Annotated in this window: 2 protein-coding genes; one reads left to right on the top strand and one right to left on the bottom strand. The window is 59.9% G+C overall.

Annotated elements, in window-relative coordinates; translation table 11 throughout:
• Nucleotides 1–2588: efflux RND transporter permease subunit (locus tag ABYM29_RS15145; RefSeq protein WP_372865629.1), on the top strand; the 2588-nt coding region annotated here is incomplete at its 5' end.
• Here the strand turns inward: ABYM29_RS15145 and leuC are convergent.
• Nucleotides 2574–3733, bottom strand: a 1160-nt coding sequence (leuC, locus tag ABYM29_RS15140) for a 3-isopropylmalate dehydratase large subunit (RefSeq protein ID WP_372865628.1), incomplete at its 5' end; no start/stop codon positions are given. The two genes, ABYM29_RS15145 and leuC, sit on opposite strands and share 15 nt — an antisense overlap.

Here is a 3733-nt window from a genome sequence, read left to right as displayed (position 1 = left end):
TTGCCGCGGCCACCCTTGAAGAATACCAACTCAGTTTTGACGACATTGCCAATGTGTTGCGCGGCGCCTCCCTAAACCTGTCGGCCGGCGACATTCGCAGCAGCAGCGGCGACATTCAAATACAGGCGCGCAGGCAATCCTATCGAGGCGAGGACTTTGCCCGCATACCGATTATCAACCATGCCTCGGGCGGCCAGGTGCTGCTCGGTGAGATCGCCACCATTCGCGACGGCTTTGTCGAAGAACCGCTGTACAGCCGCTTCGACGGCGAACCGAGCCTGTCGCTGGATATCTACGTGGCCGAGTCCGCCGACATTATTAAAACCAGCGCCGCCGCCCACGCCTTTGTCGAGGAGGTCAGCAGCCAGCTACCGGCCGGTGTTCGCCTGGAGGTGTGGCGCGACCAGTCGCGGGAATTTCGCGGGCGGCTCAACACCCTGATCAGTAACGGCTTTGGCGGCCTAATTCTGATCTACATTATTCTCCTGCTATTTCTTCGACCGCTACTGGCATTTTGGGTGTGCTCCGGCATCGCCATCGCCCTACTCGGCGCCATCTGGATGTTGCCGCTAGTCGGCATCAGCCTGAATATGGTGTCGCTGTTTGCCTTTATCATGATTCTCGGCATTGTCGTCGACGACGCCATTATCGTTGGCGAGTCTGTTTACACCCATCAGACCCAAGATGGTCGCGGCCTGGAGCCCAGTTACCGAGGAACCGCCGCGGTAAGCAAGCCAGTGGTGTTTGCCGTCATCACCACCATGATATTTTTTGTGCCGTTCTTAAACCTGCCACCCGACATGGCCGAGCCCTACAATCTCGGCGTTGTGGTACTGGTGGCATTGAGTTTTTCACTGGTCGACTCACTGCTGATTCTGCCTGCCCACCTGGCACATATGAAGCCTGAAAAACCGGCGAAATACCGCGTCCTGCGCGCCATAGCATTCGCCCGCAAGCAGGTTGACGCCGGCTTGAAATGGTTAATCGCCAACTTGTACCGCCCGCTGCTGCTGCGCTGCCTGCGCTATCGCAGCATGACCATCGCCGTATTTATTTCGCTGCTACTCATCGTCAGCTCGCTGTTGTTTGGCGGCTGGCTGCGCAGTAGTTTCTTTCCCATTGTGCCGCTGGACCTGATCGAGGCCCGCTTCGCGCTAAAAGAGGGCAGCCCCTTCAGCCAGACTATGGAATTCGGCCGTCGCGTTGAACGTGCCGCCCAGCAGCTCAAGGAAGAAATTAACAACGACAGCGAGCGGCCATACATCGGGCACCTGGAAAGCGTGATCTACGGTGAAACCGTGCAACTGTCGATGGAATTACTCAATGTCGAGCTGCGCCCATTTGACATCGACTGGCTGAAAGCCCAGTGGCTGGAAAAGATCGGTTCAACCGCACTGGTGCGCGACTACGTGATTCAATCGACCATCTCTCCAATCGCCAAGCCCATTGAACTGCAGCTGAGTGCCACCAGTGGCGAGCAGCTGCGCCAGCTGTCCGCCGACCTGCAACGCCGCCTGGCGGAGTTCCCCGGCGTCTACGATATACGCGACAGACTCAACGACGAACTGCCCGAGCTGCGGGTGCGGCTCAAAGACCGCGCCGAGACTTTGGGGATCAGCGTCGATGATGTAATTGGTCAGCTGCGCCAGGGCTATTACGGCGAGGAGGTACAGCGCATTCCCCGCAGCCAGGAAGATGTCAAAGTGATGCTGCGCTACCCCCGCGAGGAGCGCCGCCAGATCGACCAGCTAGAGCAACACAAAATTCGCACGGCCAATGGCACTGTCGTGCCGCTGGGAAGCGTGGCAGAGTTGGAGTTTGTCCGCGCACTGAAAGAAATACGTCACATCGACGGCCTGCTGGCCACCACCGTCACCGCTGAGATTGCCGAGGGTTTCAATCCGGCCGCAGTCACCCAGACCATCTTGCAACAGGATGCCCCGCACTGGAGTCAACTCTACCCCGGCAGCAGAGTTCGCCGCGAAGGCCAGCAGCAGCAACAGCAGACCTTTGTCGCGCAGTTACTGCAAATGAGCCTGCTGGCACTGGTGCTGATCTACGGCCTGTTTGCCATCGTATTTCGCTCCTACTGGCAGCCGCTGCTGGTACTCTCCGCCATCCCCTTTGGCCTGATGGGCGCGATCATCGGCCACATTCTATTCGACCGTGAAGTCAGTATGTTTTCAATGCTCGGCGTGGTGGCGGTGGCCGGCGTGGTGGTCAACGACAACCTGGTCATGCTCGACCGCATCAATAGCCTGCTCGATCGCGGCATGGCGATCTCCGAGGCGATTGTCCAGGGCGCTTGCGACCGCTTTCGCCCGATATTGCTAACCTCGCTAACCACTTTTACCGGGATGATGCCAATCATGCTGGAAGGCAGTATTCAGGCGCGCTTCCTGATACCCATGGTGCTGTCGCTGGCCTTTGGCGTGCTGCTAGCCAGCACCGTCACCCTGCTGTTTGTACCGGCGCTCAGCGCCAGCCTGTTTGAGTTGAGCCAGCGGCTGCGCCCCACCAGCCGTGACGCGATTGCCGAAGAAGTGAAATTGGAGTTAAAAAGTGCTGCGGAATTAGACGCCAGCTAGCTTGCGGACATCGACAAAGCGACCGGCGATAGCCGCGGCCGCAGCCATCGCCGGACTGAGCAGGTGGCTGCGGCCCCGATAGCCCTGGCGGCCCTCGAAATTGCGGTTAGAGGTCGACGCGCAGCGTTCGCCGGGGCCGAGGTAGTCAGGGTTCATCGCATTGCACATTGAGCAACCGGCATCGCGCCACTCGAAGCCTGCAGCCGTAAACAGCTTGTCCAGCCCCTCGCGCTCGGCCTGGGCTTTTACCAGACCCGAACCCGGCACCACCAGGGCGCGCTTAAGCTGCGGCGATACCCGCCGACCGGCGACCACCTGAGCGGCGGCGCGCAGATCTTCGATACGGGCATTGGTACAGGAGCCGATAAACACCTGGTCGAGCGTCAATTCCGCCAGCGACTGTCCTTCAGTCAGCCCCATATAGGCCATGGCCTGACGCCACTCTTCGCGCTGCCCCGGCGAGCGGGCCTCGTTCAGCAGCGGCACGCGACTGCCGACAGCAATCACCTGCTCGGGCTTGGTGCCCCAGGTGATCTGCGGCGCCACCTCGGCGGCGTCGACATGTAGCTGGCGATCAAACCGCGCGCCGGCATCGCTGCGCAATTGCTGCCAGTGGCGGCGCGCCAGCTGCCAATCGGCGCCGCGCGGCGCATACGGACGACCACAGACATAGTCTTCTGTTTTCTGATCATAGGCCACCAGACCGGTGCGAGCGCCGGCCTCAATGCTCATATTGCACAGCGTAAAGCGGCCCTCCATGCTCAGTTTTTCGACCGCTTCGCCGGCGTATTCAATGGCATAGCCGGCGCCGCCGGCACTGCCCAGCTGAGCAATAATATGCAGCGCCAAATCCTTGGCCGTGCAGCCGGGGGGCAGCTCACCGTCGACCAGTACCTGTAAATTCTTTGACTTTTTCTGCAGCAAACACTGACTGGCCAACACGTGCTCCAGTTCAGAGCTGCCGATACCCTGAGCCAAGCAAGCTAGGGCGCCGTGGGTAGAGGTATGGGAGTCGCCGCAAACCATGGTCATGCCGGGCAAAATAATACCCTGCTCTGGACCCACAACATGGACAATACCCTGGCGGGGGTCGCTCAATGCAAATTCCCGGATGCCCCACTGACGGCAGTTTGCACTGAGGGTTT

This window comes from Spongiibacter sp., assembly GCF_041602295.1.
GTDB lineage: Bacteria > Pseudomonadota > Gammaproteobacteria > Pseudomonadales > Spongiibacteraceae > Spongiibacter.
The sequence above is the reverse complement of the archived record's forward strand: the minus strand, read 5'-3'. Positions and strand labels throughout refer to the sequence as shown.